Consider the following 25,175-nt stretch of genomic DNA (forward strand, 5'->3'; position numbering starts at 1 on the left):
GGAGTCCCCGGCACAGCCGCCCCTTCGCCCCGATTCTTAATAGATAAAGAGAGAGGGATAGAATATGGACCGCATTATCATCAGCCCCAGCAAATACGTGCAAGGCAACGGGGCCCTCGCCAATATCGGCAACTACGTCAAAGCGCTCGGTAGCAAGCCGCTGATCCTGGCCGACGCCTTCGTCACCAAGCTGGTAGGCGATACCGTGGCCACCAGCTTCCACGGCGCGGGGATCAAGCCCGAGTTCGACTGCTTCAACGGCGAATGCTCCCGCCCCGAGATCGACCGCCTGCTAGCCCGCTGCCAGCAGACCCCGTTTGACGTCATCATCGGCATCGGCGGCGGCAAAACGCTGGATACTGCCAAGTCGGTCGCCTTCTACCAGAAGGTGCCGGTGGTCATAGTGCCGACCATCGCCTCCACAGATGCCCCCACCAGCGCGCTGGCGGTCATCTACACCCCGGAAGGGCAATTCAGCGAATACCTGATGATCCCGACCAACCCCAACATGGTCATCATGGATACCGGCGTGGTCTCCCGCGCTCCGGTGCGGCTGCTGGTCTCCGGCATGGGGGATGCGCTCTCCACCTACTTCGAGGCGCGCGCCAACAAGGTTTCCGGTTGCCAGACCATGGCCGGTGGCGCCTCCACGCTGGCGGCGCAGGCCATCGCCGAGCTCTGCTACAAGACCCTGCTGGCCGATGGTTACAAGGCCAAACTGGCGGTGGAACAGGGACTCTGCACCAAGGCGGTGGAGAACATCATCGAGGCCAACACCTATCTGAGTGGTATCGGCTTCGAGAGTAGCGGACTGGCCGCCGCCCACGCCATCCACAACGGTCTGACCCAGCTGGCCGAGTGTCACCACCTCTACCACGGTGAGAAAGTGGCATTCGGTACTCTGGTGCAGCTGGTGCTGGAGAACGCCCCGATGGCGGAGATCGAGACAGTGCTGGGTTTCTGCCGCTCGGTAGGCCTGCCGACCAACCTGCATATGATGGGAGTCAAGGAGCTGGATATGGCGCGCCTGATGGAGGTGGCCAAAGCCTCCACCGCCGAGGGCGAGACCATCCACAACATGCCGTTCAAGGTCACCGCCGAGGATGTGTTGGCGGCCATCGTCACCGCCCACCAGCTGGGGCTGTAACCACGCCACGACTGATCTAGCCATATAAGACGGCCCCGCATCTGCGGGGCCGTTTCATTTTCTACGGGTCGGTTCGCAACGGCTCGCCGTCAGCCGTGATAGTCGGCGGGATCGATCTCGAGCAGTTTGAGCCGCCGCCAGAGGGTGGTGCGACTGATGCCCAGATGCAGGGCCATCTGGCTCACCTGCCCCTTGCAAGCATGGGCGCAGCGCAAGATGGCTTGCCGCTCCAGCTCCGCCAGCGTGAGCAGCGGTTGCCCCACTACCTCGTCTGCCACCTGCTGATAGCCGTGCCGAATGGCGGCAGGCAGCGCCTCGGGCGGGATCGGCCCCTGACCGGCGTGAAGCAGCGCATGCTCGATGGCACTGCGCAGCTCCCCCAGATTGCCGGGCCAGGGGTAGGCGAGCAGGCAATCGAGGGCCGCCGGGCTGAACTGGCGTACCGGCTCGCGCCCCTGCGCCGCCAACTGCTGGCTGATCAGGCCCGGCAGATCCGCCGTGCGCTCCCGCAATCCCGGCAGCCAGAGCTCGCACGCCTGCAAGGCATAGAGCAGCTGACGACCAAACAGCCCCTCCTGCACCAGCTGCTCCAGCGGGGCGCTGCTGGTGGCAATGATCCGCACCTTGAGCGGCAGGATACGGGCCGAATCGAAGCGCTGGATGCGGCCGGTCTTGAGCAGTTGCAGCAGCGCCGCCTGCATGGGGGCAGAGAGACACTCCACCTGCTCCAGCACGAGCGTGCCGCCGTGGGCCAGCTCGAACTTGCCCGCCCGCTCCTGCCCCACCTCGTCGGAACCCATCAGCTCCAGCGCCATCCGCTCGCTCGGCAGCGCCTGACAGTTGAGGGTAATGAGCGACCCGGCAGCCCGCTCGCTGCCAAAGTGGATCGCCTCCGCCAGCTGGGCCTTGCCCACCTCCTCCTCGCCGCGCAGCAGGATCGGCCCCTGACTCTGGGCCGCCTGCCGGGCGTAGCGCAGCAGCTTGCGCATGGCGCTCGACTCCCCCACCAGCGCCGACAGCTCGGGCACCGTCTGGCGCAGCTGATGAATGGCCCGCAGCCGATCGACCGGGTGCAGCAGGGCGATAAAGCTGACCCCTTCCGGCCCCGGCAGCGGCTTGAGGCTCACCAGCGCATTGATAAACTCCCCCTCCTGCGCGCCGAGCCGCTCCAGCGTCACCTCCACATGACTCAGTGGCGTTTGCCCCCTGATGGCCAGCTGCAACCGCTGGGGCAACAACAGGTGCTGCTCCAGCGGCTGGCCGAGACAGAGTGCGGGATCGAGCCGCAGCCGGTGGGCTGCCAGCGCGTTGAGGTAGCGCAGCCGCCCCTGCGGATCCCAGGCCAGCACGCCGTCATCCATGCCGTCGAGCAGGGCGTAAAGTTCGCTCAGGTGATGCTGGGACTCCTGCATCAGGGTCTCCATCTGCAGCAGATGGGCCAGCTCGCGCCCGGCGCTGACGGTGAGCGCCAGATCGCCGGCGCTCGCCTCCTCCACCTTGCAGATCAGGGCGATGATGGCGACCTGACGACCATTGCTGTTGTAGACCGGGCTGGCGCAGCTGTGCCACGGGTGGAGGGTCTGGTTGAAGTGCTGGGGGCCGCTGACACAGAGCGGCACGCCCTCCAGCGCCGCCAGATTGATGGCATTGGTGCCGATGCGCCCCTCGCTGAAAAAGGCGCCGGGGCCAAACCCCAGCGCCGCCAGCTCGCGCAGGGTATCCGGGTGGCCGGTTTGGGCCAGCAGGCAGCCACTCTCGTCGGTGAGCAGCAGGGCGCAGGGGCGCCCCTCCATAAATTCGTAGAGATCCTCGAGGGCCATCTCGCCGGTGGTGAGCAGATCCCGCTTGCGCTGGCGCAGGCTCTGCAAGGTCTGCCCCTTGGCGCTGTGGGGCGGATGCCAGAGGGTGGCACTGGTCTGGTGAGCGCAGCGCAGCCAGGATGCCTGCAGATAGTCGGGCCAGGCGAGCAGCGGCTGAAGGTCAGATGGCATGGTCACAGCAATATCCGGCAAGATGTGAGCCGACCATTTAACCACGCCAGCGCCCCCGATTCAGTGAGCTGCCTCAGACGGTAGCAACGTTTAAAGACACCAGGTTGCCGCTAAGCGGCACGTACACTCCTGACTGCCCGCAGCACGCTCTGGCGCCCCTGCCAGTAGCCCTGCAGATAACCGGACTCCAGCTTGGATGGATCTCGGGTAAAACGGGAGACCGGAAAACCGGCCGGTGGTGCGATCACCTCGATCTCGCAATCGGCGGGTGGCGTCTCAATAAAATCGAGAGCCCGGTTATAGGCCACATCCCGTACCAGCATCGCCTGCGCCAGCGCTGGTTGAGTTTTCAGCAAGGCTTTGACCATCCAGCAGAAACGGGCCGGTTTCTTGCGATAGCCGCGGGGTTCAGAGAGCACCACCGTCATCCGCCGTGCCCCGCGCCGATAAGCCTCGATCACCGGGATTGAGTCACTGATACCGCCATCCGCCATGAGACGGCCATCGACACAGGGGGTCTCGTGCTGCACCACCGGCAGGGCGCAGGTAGCTGTCAGCACTTCATCCATATTGTCGGGGTGCACAGGCAGGTAGACAGCCGCGCCAGTCGCCACCTCGGTGGTCACCGCATAGAAGGGAATACGACAGGCGGAGAAAGTGTCCAGGTCGAGGGGAAAGCGGTAGCGGCTAGTACGCCAGAGCCAGCTGACATCCACCAAATCCCCCCCCTTGACGAAGCGCAGCGGGTCGAGAAAGTCGCTGCTGCAAGCCAGTTCGGTGATGATGTGATGGCTGCGGCGCGGCTGCTCGCTCAGGTAAGAGACCAGATTGGTCGCGCCGGCCGAGACCCCCATGACGAAATCGAACGGGTAGTGGTGACTTTCCACGAAGGCATCTAGCACGCCGCTGGCGAAGATGCCGCGCATGGCGCCCCCTTCGACAATGAGTGCGCTGGTAGCAGAAGAGAACATGTGAAGGCTCCGTCAGCGGTAAAAAATTCGGGGCATACCCCGATCGGTGATGGACGCCTTCATGCTGGGCACCAAGACGCCTGCTGGACGGATAGGACAACTGGAGTGCGCCGATACCGTCAAGCGACTACCAGTATATGCAGCGAACAAACCTGCAAAAAATGAATTAAAATAATAAAAAACATTCCATTTAGGCATGATTTTTACTGTAAAAAGGCCAGCCGCAGGGCTGGCCGTGCGCTCAACTCACTCAGGGCAAACCGGGGCCGAAACGCCCCATCACCGGATCGTAGTGATAGGCGTCGTAATCAAAGTCGATCCCCTTGAGCAGGGGGTTGGGCAGCTCGAACAGCTTGCGCTCGTGGAGCCTGGCCCGCTCAAGGGAGGGTTTGAAGTGGTGCAGCCAGAGCCGCTGCAGCGAACCATCCTGCCACGCCAGTTTGAGCCCGGTCTGAATGCGCCGGATCCCCGCCTGATTCCCCTTGAAGGTGTAGAAGAGATGGAGGAAGGGGTAGTGCAAGGCGATACGCTGCTCCACGATGAGGCCGGCCACATCACGGTGCTGCTCCAGCTCGGCGAAGAGCTCGTTGGCGCCGCGGCAAAAGAGGTCGGCCCGCCCACGTGCCACCAGCTTGAACAGCCGCTCGTAGCCGTCCACCTCCTGCACTTGCAAACCGGCCGCCCGCAGAATGGCAACATCCTGCCAACCACGCCCCTGCACGTTCTGGTACTGCTTGAGCTGATCGAAGCGGGTCACGCTGGCAATCGTCTTCGCTTGCTGCGGACTGACAAAGCAGATGCGATAGCCGAGGATGCCGAGCTCCACCGGGAAGCGGACATAGTCGAGGGCCTCGCCGCTAGCGGGCTGTGGTGTATCGACGGCAAACAGATTGGGATAGAGATTGGTTTGCAGCACCTGTCGCAGCCGGATCCGGTTCATCGGCGGCGCCACCCGCAGCTCGTAGTCACCGAAGCTGTCGCGGGTCTTCTCCAGCGCGAGTTGCAACAGGTCGCGAAAATAGAGGGTACGCAAGTCCCGGTCGCTCTCCGGGCTGATGTGGGTAAAAACGTTGCTCGCCCGTAGGGGACTGGCAAAGAGGAAGAGACTGCACAGCAGCAAGCAGGAAGCGAGGCGATGAAAGGTCATACTGCTCATCCCGGAAATACACGCTCACTAGAGTGTAGCGCCGGGACGAGCAGCCTTGTAAAGGGAAGCTCGGCCTACCAGAACATCCGGCCCAGCAGGGGCGCCAGCAACACGGTCACCATGCCGGCGATCATCATCACCATGCTGGAGACCCCCCCCTCTTCGTTGCCCATCTGATAGGCCCTGGCGGTGCCGGCGCCGTGGGCCGAGGCACCAAACCCCGCCCCCTTGCCGAGACGACTGCGAATGGCCAGCACGGTGAGCACGCTCTCCCCCACCGCCATGCCGATGACGCCGGTCAGCACCACAAACAGCGCGGTGAGGTCGCTCTGACCACCGATGGCGCGGGTCGCCTCCACCGCAAACGGCGTGGTGATGGAGCGCATCGCCAGACTGCGTTGCAGCATGTCGGAGAGATCCAGCCAGCGGGCCAGCAGCACGGTGCTCCCCACCGCCATGATGACCGAGGCGACCACTCCGACCGACAGCGACAGCCAGTGGCGGCGAATGAGCTGGCGGTTCTCGTAGACCGGCACCGCGAAGGCAACTGTCGCGGGGCCCAGCAGCCAGAGCAGCCAGTGGGATTCCGCCATGTAATCCTGATAGGGGATGTGGAACAGCAGCACCACGGCCACCAGCAGGGTCGGCGCCAGCAGCAGCGGCATCAGCGGCAGGATGCGTTTCTTGCCGTAGAGCCATTTGCTGGCGTAGTAGAAGAGCAGGGTAAGGGCGAAACAGATCAGCCCGAGCAGGGTATCAGACATGACGGCGACTCCGGCGGGCCAGTTTCAGTTCGAGGCGGTAGACCCGATCCACCACCAGCGCCGTGGTGCCGAGTACCAGGGTGGTGCTCACCAGCAGCACAACCATGATGCGCCACCCCTCCTGCAACAGCAGATCCTGATAGTTGACCACCGCCACCACGGCGGGGACGAAGAAGAGCAGCATCTCCGCCAGCAGCCAGCGAGCCCCCGCGCTGAACCACTCGGCCTTAACCACCCCGAGCAGGATGCAGGCCAGCAGCAACAGCATGCCGGTCAGGTTGGCGGGCAGCGGCAGATGGAGGGTACGCACCGCGGTATCGGCCAGCAGCCAGATGGCTGCCAGCAACACAATCTGGAAGGGAGTCTGTAACCAGCGCAAGCAGAGGGCTTTCATGATCATCGTCTTTCTGTGAACCGGCTCACAGTATAGAGTTGAGCAAAACCTGCCAGAAATGAATTAAAATTATCAAATTCATGCCCCATAGGCATACTTCATCCCGCACCCGCTAACACGAGTCGAGAGAGTCCATGGATATTCGCGCCCTGCGCTATTTTGTCGAACTGGTGCGGGAAAAAAGCTTCACCCGCGCCTCTGAAAAGCTGTTCGTCACCCAGCCCACCATCAGCAAGATGATCCGCAATATCGAGGAGGAGCTGGGCCAACCCCTGCTCAACCGGGAAGGGCGCCGCTTCACCCTGACCGACAGCGGCCAGGTGCTGTTCAACCGGGCCCAGACCATCTTGGCGGAGATGCAGCAGCTGGAGGCCGAACTGGCGGATCTGCAGAGCCTGCAACACGGTCGCCTCACCCTCGGCATTCCCCCCATGGTGGGTCACGTCTATGCGGATCTGATCCGCGCCTACCGCACCCGCTATCCCAAGGTGGAGCTGACCCTGGTGGAGTACGGCGGCCGTCGCATCGAACAGGCGGTGCTGGAGGGGGAGCTGGATCTCGCTATCACCATGCTGCCGACCAAAGAGGGGGGCGCCCTCAGCGCGCTGGAGCTGGATCAATACCCGATCCGGGTCGTGCTACCTGATCAACCCCGCTGGCATGGCGAAGCACCGCTGCGGCTGGAATCCCTGCAGGAGGAGCCCTTCCTGCTCTACACCCAGGCGTTTACTCTGAGCGAGCGACTGGAGCAGGCGTGTCAGGAGGCTGGCTTTGTGCCGCAGGTGGCGGCGCGCAGCAGCCAGTGGGATTTTCTCACCGCCATGGTACGCAGCGGCATGGGAGTCGCCTTCTTGCCGGAGCCGGTCTGCAACCGGCTGACCCCGGATGGTCTGGTGCTGCGGCCGCTGGAGCCCGAATTGAGCTGGCGACTCGGGGTGATCTGGCCGAGCGAACGCTATCTGTCGCGCACCGCCGAGGCCTGGCTGGCCCTCTGCCGCCAGCGGCAGGCGCCTCAGTAATCGCCGAAGCGATCGGTTTGCGGATTGTAGAAGTAGGGGCGGTAATCGAAGCTGATCCCGTCGAGGAAGGGGTTATCCAGACGCAACATTCGGCGCTGGGAGAGCTTGGCAAAGGCGATGGCCGGGCCAAAGCTCTTGCGCCACAGCGTCTGTAGCGAGCCATCCTGCCACGCCAGCTGCAACCCCCGCTCGACCCGCTGCAGTGCCTCGCGATTGTTGGGATTGGTGTAGAAAACCCGGGGCAGCGGGTAGTAGATCAACAGTGCGTCATCCACCAGCAGATCCGTCATCTCCTTGTGGGTCAGCTGCTCGCTGCGCAGCTCGCTCACCCCGCGGCAGAAGAGATCGAAGCGACCCCGTGCCACCATCTTGAACAACTTCTCGTACCCCTCCACTTCCACCACCTCCATCCCGGCGTAACGCAGGATATCCACATCCAGCCACCCCTTGCCCTGCCCAAAGGTGAACTGGCGCAGCCCCTTGAGGTCGGTCACTTTGCTCACTGCCGCCTTTTGTTGCGGACTGACAAAACAGATGCGGTAGCTGACGATGCCCAGATGGATGGGAAAACGGACATAGGCGAGCCCCAGATCCTCGCGGGTGCTGCTGTAGCTGTCCATCACAAAGAGGTTGGGATAGCTGTCGAGCTGCATGCTGAGCCGCTCGCGCGCCTTGGTCATGGGCGGCGCAGACTCCAGCAGATAATCGCCAAACTGGTCGCGGGTCTTGTCGAGGGCGAGCCGCAGCAGCTCCCGATCATAGGTGGTACGCGGATCCCGCTCGCTCTCCGGGCTGATATAGGTAAACCGGGTGGCCGCCTGTCCGGTCAGCGATAACATGCAGAGCAGAGCGGTGGCCAGCAGATGCAGGGGTGACATAAACCGCGCCTTGGCTGAAGGGGGTACTTTCAGTGTAGCCCTGAGCGTGGGCACTCGGCCCTGCCACCACCCCACGCTCTCCTCCCCTTTTCGGCCAGTCGCATCCATCAGCCTACTCCCCCACCGGAGGTGTGCTTCTGAGCGCTGTGGCATAACGCTGATAGGCAGCAGAGTCGCGCACCTGCTCGATGGTATCCCACACCTGCCGGCTTTGTCGGGGATGAGATTGATAAAAGCGGTGAGAGAAGACCAGATAGTAGGGCTTCTCCACCAGCACCGGCGACAGCCGCTCGATGCGAGTCTGCAACGCGGGATGGGCCGCCAGAATGCTGTCAGCCACCTCGGTCTGGATGGCGGTCGCCTGCGCCCGATCCATCACCAGCTTTTTCAACATGATCAGCGGGTCACGGCTGGAGTCATCCACCTCGGCTCCCGCAGCCTGCAACAAGTCGACGATGGAAAATCCGGACTGGGCCGCAACCACGCCATTGACCCAGAGGGTGGTGCCATCCCACTGGCTCTTGCCCCCCTTGAGCTGGTAGAGGCTGTAGCTCTCGGTCAGCAGCCGCTTGGCAGGGTCGGGTTTGCCCTCACGCATGGGATAGACCCCCACTGTGGTCGCCCGCTCGACGCTATAGCTCATCTTGATGGCCGCATCCATCTGGCCACTGCTCACCTGAGAGAGGCAGCGTTTCCACGGTAGCGGCGTCAGCACGATCTCGGCATCAAGAGCGGTAGCAACCGCCTTGAGGTGATATTGCACAACCCCCTCCCCCGATTGCAGCAGCCAGGGGTAGGAATCACTGTTTTCAAAGCAGGTACGCAGCGTAAAGGCTGGGGTCGCACTGCCGGTGGCGGGCAGCAGCAACGCAATAAAGAGCAGATAGCGGGCAGATACGCGCATGGGCCATATCCTTGGCGGCATTGATCTCTCCCTTACTCTATCAGAGCCTGCGCACCTGATAACTCGGCTCAGGGCAGTGAACCGAAATCATCCGCCAGCGGGTTGTAAAGATAGGGACGATAGTCAAAACCGCCCTTGGGTAACTGCGGATTGCCGAGCCGGAAAATCTGGCGAGCACCCAGATTGGCAAACACCAGCGAGGGTTGGAAGTGATGGCGCCAGAGCCGCTTGAGCGAACCATCCTGCCAGGCCAGTTGCAGACCGCGCGCAAGGCGCGCGCGCTCCTGAACGTAGCGGGCATTGCTGTAGAACACGTGGATCAGCGGATAGAAAATGGCCAGATGGCGATCGACCGTCAAACCGGCCACCTTGCCCTGATGAGATTGCCACTCCGGCAGGATCTCGTTGGCCCCACGGCAGAAGAGGTCGATGCGCCCCCGCGCCACCATACGAAAGAGCGACTCGTAGTTATCCACCTCATGCACAGTCAGCCCTCCATGGCGCAGGATCACCGCATCCTGCCAGCCGGTGCCCACCCCTTGAGTGAAGTGGCGCAACTGATCCAGGGTGTTCACCCGCGCCAGCTCGGCAGCACGATCCGAGCCGACGAAACAGACCCGATAGCCGAGGATCCCCAAATCGATCGGGAACGGGATCGATATCACCTGATCCGCGCCCCCCTCCCCCTGATAAGGCCAGCTGTCGACAATAAACAGGGCGTTTTTGCCCTGCTCCTGTACCTCGATCCGCATCCGTGCCTTGTTCATCGGCAGGGAGTCCAGCAACTCATAGTCGCCATATTCGGGGCGAGTTTTCTCCAGCGCCAGCTGCATCACCTCACGGTAATAACGCATCCGCATATCCTGACTGTTTTCAGGACTGAGCAGGGTAAAACGGGTGGCAGCCAGCAAGGCAGAGGGGAAGAATAAACAGAGGTAAACGAGGTAAAGCAACAGAAGTCGGTACATCATGGCTGAACTCATACAACGGGGTTCACCCAGTATAGACTGGCATACTCCCCCTTGAGCACTGGGCAGTACCGGCTTGCGCGCCCGATCACAAGCGGAGGAAATCCGGGCCGCTACAGGCCCGGAGAGCAGGTTAATACCGTGCCCGGCACTACTCTTCGCCAATGGGCGCGGCGATCCACTTCATCAGCGTCAGCATATCCTGCGGTGCTACCCCCACCGAGAGGCCGCGCTTGCCACCGCTCACCAGGATCTCGTCAAACTGCAGCGCCGACTCGTCGAGCACAGTGGGCAACAATTTCTTCTGGGCCAGCGGGCTGATGCCACCCACCTTGTAACCGGTCAGCTTCTCCGCTTCCGCCGGTTTCATCATCTCCACCTTCTTGAGACCGGTCGCCTTGGCCAGCTGCTTCAGGCTGCACATGCCGGATGAGGGAACGATGGCCACCACCGCCTGCTTGTCGTGATGAGCAACCAGGGTCTTGAACACCTGCGCCTCCGGCAGCCCGAGCTGGGTCGCGGCATGCTTGCCAAAATCGTCGTGGGCTTCGCACTCGTAGGGGTAGAGCTTGTGGGGGATCTTGAGCTTCTTCAGCAAGTTGATGGCAGGAGTCATGATGGGTGCCTTGAATCGAATCGCATAAAAACAAGGCCAAACAGTCTGCGCCTGCGTGGCGAGGGATGCAAGCCGGAGGGGAAATCTGTACCCATCACCGGTAATGCGTAGAGAGCAATGAACAAGGTGAATTGTGCCGCTTGCCGAATTAAACACAGAACGAGACTAGGCAAAGAGCATTTTCGAGCGGTGCAAGGCGTGCCCCCAACGAAATACAGCCAAAAACAAAGGGCGCCTTATCGGCGCCCTTTGGCTTGATGGATATTGCTGAAGCCTGCTGGCTTGAGCTGGCTATCAACCGGTGTTGCGCATACCTGCTGCAATACCGGCGATGGTGACCATCAGCGCCTTGTCCAGCTCAGGGTGCAGGGTCTCCGGGTGGTTGCGGGAGCGGTTGAGCAGCTCGGCCTGCAGCACGTTGAGCGGGTCTGTGTAGGGGTTGCGCAGCTTGATGGACTCCTTGATCCAGGGCTGATCCTCCAGCAGATCCCCGCGCGGGCTCAGTTTCAGCACCACCTCGATGGATTCGGCGAGCTCCTGACGCAACTGTTTGCCAAGGCCCCACAGCTCCTGCGGCACCAGACGGGTGTCGTAGTACTCGGCGAGCCAGACGTCCGCTTTGAGGAACACCATCTCCAGCATCTCGAGGCGAGTGCGGAAGAAGGGCCACTGGGCGCTCATCTCTTCCAGCACCGCCAGCTTGCCGCCGTCGATGGCCTGTTGCAGCGCCTTGTGGGCACCGAGCCAGGCCGGCAGCATCAGGCGGTTCTGGGTCCAGGCGAAGATCCACGGAATGGCGCGCAGGCTCTCGACGCCGCCGTTGGGCTTGCGTTTGGAGGGACGGGAGCCGAGCGGCAGCTTGCCGAGCTCCATCTCCGGGGTGGCGGCACGGAAGTAAGGGACGAAGTCCGGATGACCGCGCACGATACTGCGGTAGTGCTCGCAGGAGTCGGCGGCCAGCTGTTCCATCACCTCGCGCCAGCACTCTTTCGGCTTGGGTGGCGGCAGCAGGTTCCCTTCCAGCACGGCGCTGGTGTAGAGCTCCAGACTCTTGATCGCCACTTTCGGCAGACCGAACTTGAAGCGGATCATCTCCCCCTGTTCGGTGGTACGCAGACCGCCGCGCAGGGATCCCGGCGGCTGGGAGAGGATGGCCTGATGGGCAGGCGCACCACCACGACCGACGGTACCGCCACGGCCATGGAACAGGGTGAGGCGAATATTGTTGGCTTCGGCAAGTCCCACCAGGGATTCCATGGCGGCGTACTGGGCCCAGCCTGCGGCCATCATGCCCGCATCCTTGGCAGAGTCGGAGTAACCGATCATCACGTACTGACGGCCCTGGATGTAGCCGCGATACCAGTCCACCGAGAGCAGACGCTCCATCACGGCGGTGCCTGCCATCAGGTCGTCCTGGGTTTCAAACAGCGGGGCAACCGGCATACGGAACTTGCAGCCCGCCTCTTTGAGCAGCAGTTGCACCGACAGCACGTCGGACGGCGCTCCGGCCATGGAGATGATGTAGATACCGAACGCATCGGGGTCGTGCTGGGCGATGACCTGACAGGTATCCAGCGTCTCGCGCACCTCGGCGCTCGGCTCCCAGTCGTGGGGAATGAGCGGGCGACGGGAGTTCAGTTCGTTGAGCAGGAAGGCCTGCTTGTCATCTTCACTCCACTCGGCGTAGTCACCCAGACCCAGATAGCGGGTCAGCTCGGAGAAAACCAGCCCGTGGCGCTCGCCATCCTGACGGATATCCAGCTTGACCAGATGGATGCCAAAGCAGGCGACCTTGCGCAGCACGTCCAGCAACATGCCATCGGCGATATTGCCCATACCACAAGCGTGCAATGAGTGGTAGCAGAGCTCCAGCGGCTCGCGCAGCTGGGCGGTGGTCTTGACCAGATCCTGGCTCTCGCTAGCCTGGCCTTGCACCTTGGCAGTGAGGTGCTCCTTGGTTTCGCGCAGCGCTTCACGCAGCTCGCGCACCAGCGCACGGTAGGGCTCGGGGTGATCGCCAACGCGAGCGCGCACGGCGTCGGTACAGTCGGACATGGAGAGCTCGGAGGTGAGCTCCTTGATGTCTTTGTAGAACAGGTTCACCGCCATCCAGCGGCCAAGCTCCAGCACTTCGGCAGTCACCTTGGCGGTAACGAAGGGGTTGCCGTCTCGGTCACCGCCCATCCAGGAGGTGAACTTGACCGGCGCGGCATCCAGCGGCAGCCGCACACCCAGATGGTGTTGCAGACGCTCGTCCAGATTGCGCATGAATTCGGGGATGGCAGGCCACAGGCTGTTCTCCACCACGGCAAAGCCCCACTTGGCCTCGTCGACCGGAGTCGGGCGCTGTTCGCGGATCTCGTTGGTGTGCCATGCCTGATTGATCAGCTGTTCGATGCGGTTGAGGATCTTGTCCCGCTCGCGAGGCAGCAGGTCGGAGAGCTCCAGCGCCTCGAGGCAGTCGTTGAGCTGTACGTGCTTGTGGATCAGGGTGCGACGGGTCACCTCGGTGGGGTGAGCGGTCAGCACCAGATCGATATCCAGCTCGCGCACGGCCGCAATGATGGCCTCTTGCGACAGGTTGGAGGCTTTCAGCTTGTCGAACATCTGCTCCAGCGGATCCGGGGTGCAGACCTGCTCTTCACAGCGACGGGAGATGGTGTGGAACTGTTCCGCCACGTTGGCCAGATTAAGGAACTGGCTGAAGGCGCGGGCCACCGGCAGCAGTTCATCATCGCTCAGGGTGCGCAGGGTATCGAGCAGACGTTCCCGGTCTGATTCATTGCCCTTGCGGGAGGACTTGGCCAATTGGCGAATGGTTTCGATCTTGTCGAGAAAGGCCTGACCCTGATGATCCTTGATGGATTTACCCAGCAGCTGACCCAGCATGCCTACGTTGGCGCGTAGTGCGGCGTACTTTTCGTTCATTCCACATCCTTATCTTGTTGGTGCCTGACACCCATCCGGGGTGCGAGACGACCTCACTTATTGTTGTGCGATTACAACATATGCTCCGTCATCTTAGGGTGACAATCTACCCAGATTGTCTGCGCAAGGTCAAATAACAGGCCGATTCAGAAGATGTATTTCCATCACCACTCCACAACCGGCTTGTTATGTAACTTACTTACAGTTTTTACGCCCCTTTCACCGTCGCCGCTACAGGCAAAAACGTCTGATCAGGTGTTGCAACACCGCGGTGGTCGGCTTGACGAAGGAGAGGTCGAGATACTCGTCAGGCTGATGCGCCTGGGTGATATGGCCAGGCCCCATCACTATGGTCTCGCAGCCAAGCTGCTGGATAAAAGGTGCCTCGGTGCAGTAGTTGACCGACTCGGCCGCGCGGCCGCTCGCCTTCTCGGCCTCCCGCACCAGCACAGAGTCGTCGGCGCAGGCATAGGCGGGAATGGGCTCATGCAGGTGTTGCAGATGCAGGCAACCGGGCTGGTGAATTTCGATGGGAGAGAGCGCCTCTTTGAGCATCCCCATCAGCTCGTCCGGCCCCACCTGCGGGGTGGGGCGCAGGTCGATATGCAGCTCGCAGCAGCCGCAGATGCGGTTCGGGCTGTCACCCCCCTGAATGTAACCGAGGTTCAGGGTCGGCTGCGGCACGGCAAAGCGGTGGTCGGCGTAGCGATCTTTCAGATCCTGCTGCAAGCGCAGCACCTGCCCCATCGCCTTGTGCATGATCTCCATGGCGTTGACGCCGTTGGCGGGATCCGAGCTGTGACCGCTCTTGCCGGTGATGCGGATCGCCTCCGACATATGCCCCTTGTGGGCCACCACCGGCACCAGCCCGGTCGGCTCGCCAATCACGGCGTAGTCGGGTTTCAGCTCGGCCGCCGCAGCGATGGCGCGGGCTCCCGCCATGGTGGTCTCTTCATCGGCAGTGGCGAGGATACGCAGCGGCTTGGTCAGCTTGGTGAGGTCAATATCTTTGAGCGCCTCGACGATAAAGGCGAAGAAGCCCTTCATATCGATGGTGCCGAGGCCATAGAGACGGTTGCCCTCTTCGGTCACCTTGAAGGGATCCTTGCTCCACCCCCCCTCATCAAACGGCACCGTATCGGTGTGGCCTGCCAGCAGCAGACCACCCTCTCCCTGACCGATCGTCGCCACCAGATTGAACTTGCCCGGCAGATCGGGGAGCGCCGTTACCTCGCACTGAAAACCGAGCTGACCGAACCAGTCGGCCAGCAGCCGGATCACAGCCTCATTGCTCTGATCCCACTTGGGATCCGTGCTGCTGATAGAGGGAATCGCAATAATATTCTTATAAAGTGAAAAAAAATCCAGATTGGCCATCAGCTCCTCCTTGCGTCCCCGGAATGTTTCTGTTAGAAAATACAAATGCAAAGTGAGTGCATGAATATTCTGTAATTTTACCTGAATATCTGGCTCATCAACAAAGGCTTCTAGTTGTAAGGGAAAGTTAATGTTCTGTCACCTGATCTATAACCGACGACACACACCCGCCTGAATTGCCCCTCCGCACTTGTGCAAAGGGGCGCTCGACCACCCTTGTGCACTGCAGCGTCATGCTGTGAATCTCGAACTCTGACTTGGAATATTCAACATGCTTAACACCGTTATCGTCGGTGCCAGTGGCTACGCGGGAGCCGAACTGGCCGCACTGGTACAGAACCACCCACAACTCAAGCTATTCGGCCTCTATGTCTCGGCCGGCAGTCAGGATGCCCACAAGCGCTTCTCTTCCCTGCATCCCCAGTGGGTCGGTGCCCTCGATCAGCCGCTGCTGCCGCTGGACGACGACGGCATGACCCGGATCCTGACCCAGGCCGATCTGGTGCTGCTGGCCACTGCCCACGAGGTGAGCGCCGAGCTCGCACCCAAGTTTCTCGCCAAGGGGTTGCCGGTGTTCGATCTCTCCGGCGCCTTCCGGGTCAAGGATCAGGGCTTCTACGACAGCTTCTACGGCTTCACCCACGACAGCGAGCAGTGGCTGGATCAGGCCGTCTATGGCCTGGCGGAGTGGAACGCCGATGCCATCGCCAGCGCCCAGCTGATTGCGGTGCCGGGTTGCTACCCGACCGCATCGCTGTGCGCTCTCAAGCCGCTGCAGCAGGATGGCCTGATTGCCAAGGGGTGGCAGCCCATCATCAACGCCGTCTCCGGGGTTTCCGGCGCCGGGCGCAAGGCAGCCATCAACACCAGCTTCTGCGAAGTGAGCCTCAATCCCTACGGCACCTTCAATCACAGACACCAGCCGGAGATCAGCCACCACCTCGGCAAGGAGGTGCTGTTCCAGCCCCACCTTGGCAACTATGTGCGCGGCATTCTGGCCACCATCTATGTGCAGCTGGCGGACGGCGTCACCCCCACCCAGGTGGATCAGGCCTTCCTCAAGGCTTACGAAGGCAAGCCGCTGGTGCGCCTCACCGGCCAGATGCCCTCTATTCGCGGTGTGGCAAACACCCCTTACTGCGATATCGCCTGGCAACAGCAGGGCAACATGTTGGTGGTGGTCTCTGCCATCGACAACCTGCTCAAGGGCGCCGCCTCGCAAGCCATGCAGTGCATAAATATCAAATTTGGTTTTGAACCGGCCACCGGCCTGATTTAAGGACTTAGGAAGGATCTCGAACATGGACAAACAGACGTTGGTAATCAAGCTGGGCGGCGCCCTTATCGAGAACGACGAGGCGCTGACCGCCCTGTTCGCCACCCTCAAAACCTTCCTCGACGATCAGCACCGTCCGCTGGTGTTAGTGCACGGCGGTGGCTGTCTGGTGGATGACCTGCTCAAGGGGCTGGGTCTCACCTCCACCAAGAAGAACGGCTTGCGGGTAACCCCGTTCGAGCAGATCCCCTTTATTGCCGGGGCGCTGGCGGGCACAGCCAACAAGCAGATGATGGCCAAGGCGATCGCCACCGGCATTCCGGCTGTGGGGCTCTGCCTGGCGGATGGCGGCCTGTGTCAGGTGACCCAGCTCGACCCAGATCTCGGCGCCGTCGGCGAGTGCAAACCGGGCAACCCTGCGCTGGTGGCGGGCATCCTCGGTCAGGGCTTCCTGCCGGTAGTGAGCTCCATCGGCATCACCGCCGAGGGGCAGCTGATGAACGTCAATGCGGATCAGGCAGCCACCGCCATTGCCGAGGCGCTCGGTGCCGATCTGGTGATGCTCTCCGATGTGAGCGGCATCCTCGATGGCAAGGGCAAGCTGGTGCCCCAGCTCGACAAGCTGACCGCGCTGGATCTGATGGAGAAAGGGGTGATCCGCGATGGCATGGCGGTCAAGGTAGAAGCGGCCCTGCACGCCGCCGAGACCCTCGGCAAGCCGGTCTGTGTCGCCAGCTGGCGCTACCCAGATCAGCTTCTCAAGCTGCTGGCTGGCGGCGCGGTCGGCACCCAAGTCGCTATTTGATCTCCACCGGAACAAGGAACATCCGATGCAACATCTTCTGAAAGACAGTGATCTGAACAAAGCCCAGATCGAAGCGCTGATTGCGCTGGGCAAAGCAGTAAAAGCCGACCCGAAGAAGTACAGCCAGGCGCTGGCCGGCAAGAGCGTGGTCACCCTGTTCGAGAAGCCCTCCCTGCGCACCCGAGTCACCTTCGACATCGGCATCGCCAAACTGGGCGGCCACAGCGTCTATCTGGATCAGCAGAACGGCGCGCTGGGCAAACGGGAGTCGGTGAAGGATTTCGCCACCAACCTGTCCCGCTGGTGTGATGCCATCGTCGCTCGGGTGTTCGATCACCAGACCCTGATCGAGCTGGCAGAGCACGGCACAGTGCCGGTGGTGAACAGCCTGTGCAACCTCTACCACCCCTGTCAGGGGCTGGCCGACTTTATGACCATTGCCGAGCACTACGACGATCTGTCGAAGGTGAAGCTTGCCTACCTCGGTGATGGCAACAACGTCAGCCACTCTCTGCTGCTGCTGGGGGCCACCCTCGGCACCGACGTCACCCTCATCTGCCCGAAAGGCCACGGCCCGGATACCCAGATCTTCCTGCAAGCGCAGGCGCTGGCGGCCAAGTCGGGGGCAACCATCCACATCAGCGATGACGTGGCAGATATCGAAGGGTTCGACGTGGCCTACACAGATACCTGGGTCTCCATGGGCGACAATACCCCGATGGAGCAGGTCAAAGACCTCTTTATGCCTTACCAGATCAATCAGGCCCTGCTCGACCGCACCGGCATCCAGCATGTGCTGCACTGCCAACCGGCGCACCGGGAGCTGGAGATCACCTCGCAGGTGATGGATGGCCCCGCCTCCCTCATCATGGACGAGGCCGAAAACCGGATGCATATCCAGAACGCCGTGTTGCTGACCCTTCTGGGTGGCAAGTAACGCGGCACTCAACCTGAATCACGACCCTTTTATTGAATCATCATCGAATCATCACGGAGAGAAGTAACATGAGCGGAATCAACAAGATCGTACTGGCTTACTCGGGTGGACTGGATACCTCGGCCATCATCCCCTGGCTGAAAGAACACTATGACGCCGAAATCATCGCCTTCGTGGCCGACGTCGGTCAGGAGCGCGACGATCTGGAAGGGATCGAGCAGAAGGCGATCGCCTCCGGCGCCACCAAGTGCATCATCAAGGATCTGCGGGAAGAGTTCGTCAAAGAGTACGTCTACCCGACCCTGAAGACCGGCGCCGTTTATGAGGGCACCTATCTGCTGGGCACCTCCATGGCCCGTCCGGTGATCGCCAAGGCGATGGTCGAAGCGGCGCTGGCGGAAGGGGCCGATGCCATCTCCCACGGCTGCACCGGCAAGGGTAACGATCAGGTGCGTTTCGAAGGTGCGGTCGCCGCGCTGGCACCCCAGCTGAAAGTGATCGCCCCGTGGCGGATCTGGGACATGCGCTCCCGGGAAGATCTGCTCTCCTATCTGGAGACCCGCAACATCCCCTGCAAGGCGACCCTGAAGAAGATCTACAGCCGCGACGCCAACGCCTGGCACATCTCCACCGAGGGTGGCGAGCTGGAGAGCACCTGGAACGAGCCCTCCGAAGCGGTCTGGCAGTGGACCGTACCGGCCGAGCAGGCTCCGGATCAACCGGAGTACGTCAAGCTGACCGTGGCGCAGGGTGAAGTAGTGGCCGTTGACGACCAGCCGCTCAGCCCGCACCAGATCCTCATGACCCTGAACGAGCGTGCCGGCAAGCACGGCGTGGGCCGCATCGACATCACCGAAAACCGGATGGTGGGGATGAAGTCCCGCGGCTGCTACGAGACCCCGGGCGGTACCGTGATGGTCGCCGCGCTGCGCGCCGTGGAAGAGCTGGTACTGGATCGCCCGACCCGCGCCTGGCGGGAGAAGCTGGGTGCCGAGTTCTCCCATCTGGTCTATGACGGCCGCTGGTTCACCCCGCTGTGCAAGGCGATCCTCGCCTCGGCCAACGCCATCGCCGAAGATCTCGACGGTGAAGTGGTGCTGAAGATGTACAAGGGTCAGGTCACCGCGGTGCAGAAGAAGTCGCCGAACAGCCTCTACTCCGAAGATTTCGCCACCTTCGGCGCCGACGAAGTGTATGACCAGAGCCATGCCGAAGGCTTTATCCGTCTCTACACCCTGGCCAGCCGGATCCGCGCCATGAAGGAGCAGCATCAGGCCATCGGTGGCGATCACACCCACGGCTAAGCAAGCGAGATAACCCGTTGATTCCGTTGAGGGGGCATGGCCCCCTCTTCTATAGGCCGAGGGCATGGCCCCTGACCCATCATCGGCGGGTGTGACAAGAGCGACAGCGCCCGGGCCACTTCTGTGAGATAACAGGCTCGCAGAAAAACAGGGCACGATTTCAAGCTCGGTGGCCAGGGCGCCGCCGACAACGCATTCAAGGAGAGCAGTATGGCACTTTGGGGTGGACGCTTCAGTCAGGGAGCCGATAGCCGGTTCAAGCAGTTCAACGATTCGCTGCGGTTCGATTACCGGCTGGCGGAGCAGGATATTCAGGGCTCCATGGCCTGGGCCAAAGCGCTGGTGAAGGTGGGGGTGTTGACCGCCGATGAGCAGGGCAAACTGCAACAGGCGATGGAGGTGCTGCTCGCCTCGGTGCAGCAGGATCCCCAGCAGATCCTGAGCTCGGATGCCGAAGATATCCACTCCTGGGTCGAGAGCCAGCTGATTGCCGCCGTCGGCGATCTCGGCAAAAAGCTGCACACCGGCCGCTCTCGCAACGATCAGGTCGCCACCGACCTGAAACTCTGGTGCAAGGCCCAGGGCGAGCTGCTGCTCGGCTCCATCACAGCTCTGCAGCAGGGGCTGGTCGCCTCCGCCCGTGCCAATCAGGCGGCCGTGTTGCCCGGTTACACCCACCTGCAGCGGGCCCAGCCGGTCACCTACGCCCACTGGGCACTGGCCTATGTGGAGATGCTGGAGCGGGATTACTCCCGGCTGCAGGATGCGCTCAAGCGCCTCGACACCAGCCCGCTCGGCTGCGGCGCGCTGGCGGGCACCGCCTATGCTATCGACCGCGAAGCCTTGGCGCTCGACATGGGCTTTGCCGGTGCCACCCGCAACAGTCTGGACTCGGTCTCCGATCGGGATCACGTGGTGGAGCTGATGCACGTGGCGTCCCTCTCCATGACCCACCTGTCGCGCTTTGCCGAAGACCTTATCTTCTACAACACCGGCGAGGCGGGCTTTGTCGAGCTCTCCGATGCGGTCACCTCCGGCTCGTCGCTAATGCCGCAGAAGAAGAACCCGGATGCGCTGGAGCTGATCCGCGGCAAGACTGGCCGGGTGGTCGGCGCCCAGATGGGCATGCTGATGAGCCTCAAGGCGCTGCCGCTGGCCTACAACAAGGACATGCAGGAAGACAAGGAAGGGCTGTTTGATGCCCTCGATACCTGGCACGACTGCCTCGATATGGCGGCGCTGGTGCTGATCGATCTGAGGGTGAATGGTGAGCGCACCATGGCGGCGGCGCAGGGCGGCTACGCCAACGCCACCGAGCTGGCGGACTATCTGGTGGCCAAGGGGATTCCATTCCGTGAGGCGCACCATATCGTCGGTGAAACCGTGGTCTTTGCCATCAGCGTGGGCAAACCGCTGGAGGAGCTCTCCATCGGCGAGTTCCAGCGCTTCAGCCCGGTAATCGAGTTCGACGTCTACCCCAATCTGGAACTGGAAGCGACACTGGCCAAACGGGTTGCCAAAGGCGGCGTTGCCCGGGAGCAGGTAGAAGCAGCCCTGACTGCCGCCGAACAGTGGCTGGCCAAACGGGTGGGTTGATCGCGGTTGGTGATATGTGACGAGAGGGCTTAGGCCCTCTTTTTATTCCCCGGCTATCGCTTGATGTCCCTGCTGACGCAAGAATGGGCATCCGATGCGTTATGCATGGAAGCCAACTATCGATAAAGGAGTCTGCATGTATCTACCACCTTATTTCGCCACCGATGACCCCGAAGCTCTGCATAAACTGATGCAGGCACATCCGCTAGGAGCGCTGATCACCCACGGTGAGCGGGGGCTGGATGCGAACCATCTTCCGTTCGAACTGGACACGGAGAGTGGGAAGCATGGCGTCCTACGTGCCCATGTAGCCCGCAACAATCCGCTCTGGCAAGAGGCCAGGGATGGGGACGAAGTCCTGGTGATCTTCAAGGCTGCAGATGCCTATATCTCCCCTAACTGGTATCCAAGCAAGAAAGCGCATCACCAGCAGGTACCGACCTGGAACTACAGCGTTGTGCATGCTCACGGTCGCATCCAGATTCGCGACGATGCCCGCTTCGTACGCCGCCTGCTGGCAAATCTGACTCGTCATCATGAGGCCGGGGAACCGACCCCATGGAAAATGGCAGATGCCCCCCCGAGACTATCTCGAGGCCAAAGTGGCTGCTGTGGTGGGAATCGAAATCGAGATAACTGGGCTAGTCGGCAAGTTCAAACTCAGTCAGAACAAGGAGGCAGCGGATCGCCAAGAGGCAGCTCACGCTTTGTACGCAAGAGGGCAGGTAGAAGTAGCCAGCGACATGGAAAACCCGCCATCACCTCCCTCATAACGTGTTAAACCAAAAACAGAAACGGCAACCCGAGGTTGCCGTTTTTTATTGCTTACCACCGTTCACGCGCTGGCATTTAGCAGCTTGCCAACCCCATCTCCCTTGCCATTGGGCAGGGTCTGTTTAAAGGCGCCGAGCAGCTGATCGAGGTTGAGATGGCTGGCACCGAGGGAATCCTTGAGGGTATCGAGCTCGCTTTGCAGCGCATCGAGGCGTGTACTCTGGGTGCCACTCGCCAGCTGATTGCGGGCGCTGTCGATGGCAGCCGTGAGGGATTGGCCACCATTCTCCTGCCCCAGGGTCTGCATCAGCTCCCCCATAAAGTGGTTGATGGCCGAGCGGTTCTGTTCGCTATCGGCATCCTTGATACCAAGTCGCTGGAACAGGCTCTGGACGGTCGGGGCTAGGTGCTCCTCCTGTACGGCAGGCTGCACGGGCTGGGGTTTGCTACTGCTGCCAAGCAGCTGGCTGCCCAGCTTGAGGGCGATCGAGGCAAGGGGAAGCAGGCTGCTGATCATGATATCTCTCCGCGACAACGACCCTTGATGGTGTTGCCAAGAGAAATGCATAAGCGGGGCCAGAACGATGAAAAAACGCCAGCCATAGCCAACTCATTGAGCAATCAAGCGATTTGAGTGACCGCCTCGTGCTTGGGCATGACAACTGAGGGCATCACAAGAGAGCCGGACGGCCAGCGGCTGCCGCTGCAGATCAAGGCGGCAAAGGGGTATTGCCGCAACGAACCGGAAACCGCAGGGCTACTCTTCGCTATATACCGGTACATGCCCGCCATCTCCTTGAACACATCATTTTTCATTCATGAAACTTATGGCTATTAAGATCATGTAAATTTTCTTATCTAAAATGTTCGCGCAAGATGGCTCTCAAACCGGATTTGCCGTTGCCGCTATGCTGGCCGGCAACCGCCTTCTCCCAGCCTCGTTCGTTTTATGGAGTCGCTATGTCCCTGATCACCCCCTATATCTCCCCCGAAGTCAGCCAGTTGGCTCCTAGCTTTCGCGCTCTGAGCATCACGGTGCAGGCCGCAGCCGTGGTTGACCCGAACGTGGGGGCACGCGCCCTTGATGAAGCCTGCACCGCCATGCTGACTGCCGATGTGCAGTGGGCAGAGGCGCATCTCGCCGCCTGGGGCGATCTATTCAGAAAGTTCGGCGCCAAGCCGCAGCGGACTCCCTGTTCCGCCGAAGCTCTGAGAAAACGGGTCGCCCGCGATGGCAACCTGCCCGCCATCGATCCCGTGGTCGATCTCTACAACGCCATCAGTATCCGTTACGCCATTCCGGTGGGGGGCGAAAACCTGCTTGCCTATGAGGGACTGCCGCGACTGGTGGTGGCCGATGGCAGCGAGCGGTTCGATACCATGAAGGGGGGCGAGCCGACCCACGAACCAGTGGAGCCCGGCGAGGTCGTCTGGCGGGATGACAAGGGGGTCACCTGTCGGCGCTGGAACTGGCGGCAGGGTGTACGCACCCGATTGAGTGTCGATTCGGGCCAGATGTGGTTCATTCTGGAGAGCCTGCCCGAGATGCCGCTGGCTGCGCTGCATGAGGCGGGGGAAAAACTGATCGCCGGGCTGCGGGAGATGATGCCGGAAGCGGTGATCGCACAGAGCCTGATCGGCGATGTTGAGTAAACCGAAGGACGAGCCAACTCGTCACCGATAGATACAGAGAGGGGCGCCGCAGCGCCCCTCTCTCTTTTCACTCTGCTCAGCCCAGCAGCATATAAAGCTGGTGCGCCGCAACCCCGGCGCACAAGCCGCCGACGGTGTGGGCGACAATGGCGCGGGAAGTGAGATGGCGATAGCCGAGGGCATCAAGCATGGCGGTGTGGGTGCTCAAAAAGCCGCTCCAGCACATCCCCATGGCGGTAAACACCGCGACCTCGTTACCGGTGATCCACCCCTTGGCGATAAAGGGGGGCACCAGCGACATGGCGGCACCCACTGCGCCGAGCGAGGTAGCCGGGAAGGCGACCAGCTCCGGCTGCTGGAAGCCGAATAGCAGGTCAAACAGCCAGCCAGCCTTGGCAGCCAATACCGGCAGCAAGGCAACCCCCTGGAAGGCTTCACCGGTATAGCCCTTCTCCCCCGGGCCGAAGGTGAGCAGCATGACGAAGGTGCTGATGATCAGCACGCCCGGGATCACCGCCATCCCCAGCTCCACGCCGGATTTGCCGCCATCGAGCAACGAGTTGAGGATCCGCAGCCAGCCCGGAGCCGCCTCTTTGCTGACCCCGACCTTGTGCCCCTTGGCATCCGTCGGCTCATCATCCAGCACCTCACCCACCAGCGGACGGATCATTCGCTGCATCAGTCGGGTAGAGACCACCGAGCCAACCAGAGCACCGAGCAGACCGATCAGCGCCGCGCTGGCGGTGGACTCGCCGCCCGGCAGTTGCAGGGTGGCCATAAAGGTGACCACGATCAGGCCCATACCGAAGGCGGTCCCGAAGTTGGTCAGAGACACCAGTTGCCACGGAGTGAAGCCCTTGCGAAAGCGGCTGTCCTTGGCAAGGCTGATCACCGCCGGGTTATCGGAGAAGAAGGTCATCAGCGCCGCCAGCGCGGTACGTCCCGGCAAGCGGAACACCGGCTTCATCAGGGGTGCCAACAGAACCTCCAGCAGGCGGATCACCCCGAATTCGCTCAGCAGCTGGCTGAGGGCGCCGGAAAGTACGGTGATCCCCATGATGAAGAGCACGGTATTGAGCAACAGCTGGTGAGCGGTATTGAACAGGGTGTTGACCATGGCGGAGAGGCCCATCTGGCTGCCGAGGTAGCCAAACAGGCTGCCCAGGATCAGCAGCACCAGCACGGGCTCAAGCCACTCGCGGATGGTGGCCAGTCGCCCCTTTGACTCTATAACTACTTGATTTTCCATATCTATCCTGCCGTCATTCTGTGCGTGTGTGATGGTTGTTATGGTAAAAAGCGGTATTGAACCAAAGAAAAAAAGCCCTTGTCTTGCGACAAGGGCTTTTCGGTTTGGCTCCTCCTGCTGGGCTCGAACCAGCGACCTGCGGATTAACAGTCCGTCGCTCTACCGACTGAGCTAAGGAGGAATTATTAGTGGTGCCCAGAGACGGAATCGAACCGCCGACACGGGGATTTTCAATCCCCTGCTCTACCGACTGAGCTATCTGGGCAAATGGTGCCGGCTACCGGAATCGAACTGGTGACCTACTGATTACAAGTCAGTTGCTCTACCTACTGAGCTAAGCCGGCACACTTTAAACCATTGTGCATGAACAAATTTTTATTTCATGGCACCAAAATTTGGTGCCCAGAGACGGAATCGAACCGCCGACACGGGGATTTTCAATCCCCTGCTCTACCGACTGAGCTATCTGGGCGTGGG

At 61.5% G+C, this 25,175-nt stretch carries 21 protein-coding genes, 4 tRNA genes and 1 pseudogene; 9 read left to right on the forward strand and 17 right to left on the reverse strand.

Annotation, left to right across the window (positions count from 1 at the left end; all coding sequences use genetic code 11):
- Positions 1 to 64: 64 nt before the first annotated feature.
- The gene (locus G5154_RS13295; protein WP_042032199.1) at positions 65 to 1,147 is read left to right on the forward strand and encodes a glycerol dehydrogenase; all 1,083 of its coding nucleotides are present in this window, start codon (positions 65 to 67) and stop codon (positions 1,145 to 1,147) included.
- A gap of 89 nt (positions 1,148 to 1,236) precedes the next feature.
- On the opposite strand, the gene dhaR is transcribed toward G5154_RS13295, so the two are convergent.
- From dhaR to G5154_RS13320, 5 genes are all read right to left on the reverse strand, one after another.
- A complete protein-coding gene (gene dhaR, locus G5154_RS13300) occupies positions 1,237 to 3,138 on the reverse strand; it encodes a dihydroxyacetone kinase operon transcriptional regulator DhaR (RefSeq protein WP_421251062.1) in 1,902 nt (633 codons plus the stop codon).
- A 110-nt stretch (positions 3,139 to 3,248) separates the two neighbouring features.
- A complete protein-coding gene (locus tag G5154_RS13305) occupies positions 3,249 to 4,109 on the reverse strand; it encodes a patatin-like phospholipase family protein (protein ID WP_216980013.1) in 861 nt (286 codons plus the stop codon).
- A 250-nt stretch (positions 4,110 to 4,359) separates the two neighbouring features.
- A complete protein-coding gene (locus G5154_RS13310; RefSeq protein ID WP_421244503.1) occupies positions 4,360 to 5,256 on the reverse strand; it encodes a hypothetical protein in 897 nt (298 codons plus the stop codon).
- A gap of 74 nt (positions 5,257 to 5,330) precedes the next feature.
- A complete protein-coding gene (locus G5154_RS13315) occupies positions 5,331 to 6,020 on the reverse strand; it encodes an LrgB family protein (protein WP_421251063.1) in 690 nt (229 codons plus the stop codon).
- A complete protein-coding gene (locus tag G5154_RS13320; protein WP_040069042.1) occupies positions 6,013 to 6,414 on the reverse strand; it encodes a CidA/LrgA family protein in 402 nt (133 codons plus the stop codon). The genes G5154_RS13315 and G5154_RS13320 overlap by 8 nt, the downstream gene beginning before the upstream one ends.
- A 134-nt stretch (positions 6,415 to 6,548) precedes the next feature.
- On the opposite strand from G5154_RS13320, the gene G5154_RS13325 reads away from it, so the two are divergent.
- Positions 6,549 to 7,433 (forward strand): LysR family transcriptional regulator, encoded by an 885-nt coding sequence (locus tag G5154_RS13325; RefSeq protein ID WP_005336083.1) that lies wholly within the window; start codon positions 6,549 to 6,551, stop codon positions 7,431 to 7,433.
- Here G5154_RS13325 and G5154_RS13330 read toward each other — a convergent pair.
- From G5154_RS13330 to argE, 6 genes are all read right to left on the reverse strand, one after another.
- Entirely contained in the window at positions 7,427 to 8,311 is an 885-nt protein-coding gene (locus tag G5154_RS13330; protein WP_421251064.1) for a hypothetical protein, read from the reverse strand. The two genes, G5154_RS13325 and G5154_RS13330, sit on opposite strands and share 7 nt — an antisense overlap.
- A gap of 112 nt (positions 8,312 to 8,423) precedes the next feature.
- Complete coding sequence (locus tag G5154_RS13335) at positions 8,424 to 9,215, reverse strand: substrate-binding periplasmic protein (protein ID WP_421251065.1); 792 nt, start codon at positions 9,213 to 9,215, stop codon at positions 8,424 to 8,426.
- Positions 9,216 to 9,283: 68 nt separating this feature from the next.
- Positions 9,284 to 10,186 carry a hypothetical protein gene (locus tag G5154_RS13340; protein WP_421251066.1) on the reverse strand — a complete coding sequence of 301 codons (903 nt, stop codon included), beginning with the start codon at positions 10,184 to 10,186 and terminating at the stop codon, positions 9,284 to 9,286.
- A gap of 148 nt (positions 10,187 to 10,334) precedes the next feature.
- Entirely contained in the window at positions 10,335 to 10,799 is a 465-nt protein-coding gene (gene ybaK / locus G5154_RS13345) for a Cys-tRNA(Pro) deacylase (protein WP_005336092.1), read from the reverse strand.
- Positions 10,800 to 11,093: 294 nt separating this feature from the next.
- The gene (ppc, locus tag G5154_RS13350) at positions 11,094 to 13,727 is read right to left on the reverse strand and encodes a phosphoenolpyruvate carboxylase (RefSeq protein WP_337073381.1); all 2,634 of its coding nucleotides are present in this window, start codon (positions 13,725 to 13,727) and stop codon (positions 11,094 to 11,096) included.
- Between the two features lie 231 nt (positions 13,728 to 13,958).
- A complete protein-coding gene (gene argE, locus G5154_RS13355; protein WP_058057571.1) occupies positions 13,959 to 15,104 on the reverse strand; it encodes an acetylornithine deacetylase in 1,146 nt (381 codons plus the stop codon).
- A 271-nt stretch (positions 15,105 to 15,375) separates the two neighbouring features.
- On the opposite strand from argE, the gene argC reads away from it, so the two are divergent.
- The 6 genes and pseudogenes from argC (at position 15,376) to G5154_RS13385 (ending at position 21,795) form a co-directional block, all read left to right on the forward strand.
- Entirely contained in the window at positions 15,376 to 16,383 is a 1,008-nt protein-coding gene (gene argC / locus G5154_RS13360) for an N-acetyl-gamma-glutamyl-phosphate reductase (RefSeq protein ID WP_139747728.1), read from the forward strand.
- 22 nt (positions 16,384 to 16,405) lie between these two features.
- Positions 16,406 to 17,185, forward strand: coding sequence for an acetylglutamate kinase (argB, locus tag G5154_RS13365; RefSeq protein WP_005336097.1), 780 nt, complete (start codon positions 16,406 to 16,408; stop codon positions 17,183 to 17,185).
- 25 nt (positions 17,186 to 17,210) lie between these two features.
- On the forward strand, positions 17,211 to 18,122 hold the full coding sequence (locus tag G5154_RS13370) for an ornithine carbamoyltransferase (RefSeq protein WP_421251067.1): 912 nt from the start codon (positions 17,211 to 17,213) through the stop codon (positions 18,120 to 18,122).
- 68 nt (positions 18,123 to 18,190) lie between these two features.
- Positions 18,191 to 19,426 carry an argininosuccinate synthase gene (locus tag G5154_RS13375; protein WP_033115910.1) on the forward strand — a complete coding sequence of 412 codons (1,236 nt, stop codon included), beginning with the start codon at positions 18,191 to 18,193 and terminating at the stop codon, positions 19,424 to 19,426.
- Between the two features lie 210 nt (positions 19,427 to 19,636).
- Positions 19,637 to 21,022, forward strand: coding sequence for an argininosuccinate lyase (gene argH / locus G5154_RS13380; protein WP_337073385.1), 1,386 nt, complete (start codon positions 19,637 to 19,639; stop codon positions 21,020 to 21,022).
- A 136-nt stretch (positions 21,023 to 21,158) separates the two neighbouring features.
- Positions 21,159 to 21,795, forward strand: a pseudogene (locus G5154_RS13385) (FMN-binding negative transcriptional regulator).
- Positions 21,796 to 21,857: 62 nt separating this feature from the next.
- On the opposite strand, the gene G5154_RS13390 reads toward G5154_RS13385, so the two are convergent.
- Entirely contained in the window at positions 21,858 to 22,313 is a 456-nt protein-coding gene (locus G5154_RS13390; protein ID WP_201938577.1) for a hypothetical protein, read from the reverse strand.
- Positions 22,314 to 22,756: 443 nt separating this feature from the next.
- Here G5154_RS13390 and G5154_RS13395 point away from each other — a divergent pair, with 443 nt between their 5' ends.
- Positions 22,757 to 23,449: a B3/4 domain-containing protein gene (locus G5154_RS13395; RefSeq protein WP_201938579.1), complete on the forward strand. Its 693-nt coding sequence runs from the start codon at positions 22,757 to 22,759 to the stop codon at positions 23,447 to 23,449.
- A 76-nt stretch (positions 23,450 to 23,525) separates the two neighbouring features.
- On the opposite strand, the gene G5154_RS13400 is transcribed toward G5154_RS13395, so the two are convergent.
- The 5 genes from G5154_RS13400 to G5154_RS13420 all read right to left on the reverse strand — a co-directional run bounded on the left by G5154_RS13400 (position 23,526) and on the right by G5154_RS13420 (position 25,170).
- A complete protein-coding gene (locus G5154_RS13400; RefSeq protein WP_337073386.1) occupies positions 23,526 to 24,698 on the reverse strand; it encodes a CD0519/CD1768 family membrane protein in 1,173 nt (390 codons plus the stop codon).
- 105 nt (positions 24,699 to 24,803) lie between these two features.
- A tRNA-Asn gene (locus tag G5154_RS13405) sits at positions 24,804 to 24,879 on the reverse strand.
- A gap of 8 nt (positions 24,880 to 24,887) precedes the next feature.
- Positions 24,888 to 24,963: transfer RNA gene (locus G5154_RS13410), tRNA-Phe, on the reverse strand.
- Positions 24,964 to 24,966: 3 nt separating this feature from the next.
- Positions 24,967 to 25,042 (reverse strand) — tRNA-Thr (locus G5154_RS13415).
- A gap of 52 nt (positions 25,043 to 25,094) precedes the next feature.
- Positions 25,095 to 25,170 (reverse strand) — tRNA-Phe (locus tag G5154_RS13420).
- Positions 25,171 to 25,175: the final 5 nt, after the last annotated feature.

It is taken from the genome of Aeromonas sp. 600527, from assembly GCF_049175415.1.
Lineage (GTDB): Bacteria > Pseudomonadota > Gammaproteobacteria > Enterobacterales > Aeromonadaceae > Aeromonas > Aeromonas veronii_A.

Excerpts from the sequence above, each read along its gene's own strand:
- G5154_RS13295 (WP_042032199.1), top strand. The coding sequence starts at position 65 with ATGGACCGCATTATCATCAGCCCCAGCAAATACGTGCAAGGCAACGGG.
- dhaR (WP_421251062.1), bottom strand. The coding sequence starts at position 3,138 with ATGCCATCTGACCTTCAGCCGCTGCTCGCCTGGCCCGACTATCTGCAG.
- G5154_RS13305 (WP_216980013.1), bottom strand. The coding sequence starts at position 4,109 with ATGTTCTCTTCTGCTACCAGCGCACTCATTGTCGAAGGGGGCGCCATG.
- G5154_RS13310 (WP_421244503.1), bottom strand. The coding sequence starts at position 5,256 with ATGACCTTTCATCGCCTCGCTTCCTGCTTGCTGCTGTGCAGTCTCTTC.
- G5154_RS13315 (WP_421251063.1), bottom strand. The coding sequence starts at position 6,020 with ATGTCTGATACCCTGCTCGGGCTGATCTGTTTCGCCCTTACCCTGCTC.
- G5154_RS13320 (WP_040069042.1), bottom strand. The coding sequence starts at position 6,414 with ATGAAAGCCCTCTGCTTGCGCTGGTTACAGACTCCCTTCCAGATTGTG.
- G5154_RS13325 (WP_005336083.1), top strand. The coding sequence starts at position 6,549 with ATGGATATTCGCGCCCTGCGCTATTTTGTCGAACTGGTGCGGGAAAAA.
- G5154_RS13330 (WP_421251064.1), bottom strand. The coding sequence starts at position 8,311 with ATGTCACCCCTGCATCTGCTGGCCACCGCTCTGCTCTGCATGTTATCG.
- G5154_RS13335 (WP_421251065.1), bottom strand. The coding sequence starts at position 9,215 with ATGCGCGTATCTGCCCGCTATCTGCTCTTTATTGCGTTGCTGCTGCCC.
- G5154_RS13340 (WP_421251066.1), bottom strand. The coding sequence starts at position 10,186 with ATGATGTACCGACTTCTGTTGCTTTACCTCGTTTACCTCTGTTTATTC.
- ybaK (WP_005336092.1), bottom strand. The coding sequence starts at position 10,799 with ATGACTCCTGCCATCAACTTGCTGAAGAAGCTCAAGATCCCCCACAAG.
- ppc (WP_337073381.1), bottom strand. The coding sequence starts at position 13,727 with ATGAACGAAAAGTACGCCGCACTACGCGCCAACGTAGGCATGCTGGGT.
- argE (WP_058057571.1), bottom strand. The coding sequence starts at position 15,104 with ATGGCCAATCTGGATTTTTTTTCACTTTATAAGAATATTATTGCGATT.
- argC (WP_139747728.1), top strand. The coding sequence starts at position 15,376 with ATGCTTAACACCGTTATCGTCGGTGCCAGTGGCTACGCGGGAGCCGAA.
- argB (WP_005336097.1), top strand. The coding sequence starts at position 16,406 with ATGGACAAACAGACGTTGGTAATCAAGCTGGGCGGCGCCCTTATCGAG.
- G5154_RS13370 (WP_421251067.1), top strand. The coding sequence starts at position 17,211 with ATGCAACATCTTCTGAAAGACAGTGATCTGAACAAAGCCCAGATCGAA.
- G5154_RS13375 (WP_033115910.1), top strand. The coding sequence starts at position 18,191 with ATGAGCGGAATCAACAAGATCGTACTGGCTTACTCGGGTGGACTGGAT.
- argH (WP_337073385.1), top strand. The coding sequence starts at position 19,637 with ATGGCACTTTGGGGTGGACGCTTCAGTCAGGGAGCCGATAGCCGGTTC.
- G5154_RS13390 (WP_201938577.1), bottom strand. The coding sequence starts at position 22,313 with ATGATCAGCAGCCTGCTTCCCCTTGCCTCGATCGCCCTCAAGCTGGGC.
- G5154_RS13395 (WP_201938579.1), top strand. The coding sequence starts at position 22,757 with ATGTCCCTGATCACCCCCTATATCTCCCCCGAAGTCAGCCAGTTGGCT.
- G5154_RS13400 (WP_337073386.1), bottom strand. The coding sequence starts at position 24,698 with ATGGAAAATCAAGTAGTTATAGAGTCAAAGGGGCGACTGGCCACCATC.